The sequence below is a fragment of the Dellaglioa sp. CoH-55-MRSF-7 genome (assembly GCF_056782235.1).
The window spans coordinates 1-248 of sequence record NZ_JBXAYI010000212.1; the positions used below are offsets into that span (position 1 = coordinate 1).

The 248-nt window shown below is 52.4% G+C and carries 1 protein-coding gene; it reads right to left on the reverse strand.

The features are described 5' to 3' along the window. The coding region (locus AC1RPU_RS08425) for a hypothetical protein (protein WP_481769718.1) at window positions 1-248 on the reverse strand (248 nt) is incomplete at both ends.

The following is a 248-nucleotide window of genomic DNA, read 5'->3' on the forward strand; positions in this document are numbered from 1 at the left end:
TTTCGGAACTTATCGAGAACATCGGCAGTAACTTGATCGCTAGCCTGGATGCCCGGTTCGTTCAGACCGACGTGAGCAAAGAACACGGGCTCTTCGCGAATCTGGGAGATAAGCTTCTTAGCGGGTATGGCTCGCGAACTTGATGCATTGCGCGAGAATACACGGTGTGTCATGAACTCGGCATGAATGTAGCGCGGATACTTCAATTGGAAGGTGATCAGGTCCGTTCCGGACTTCGACGAGCGTGA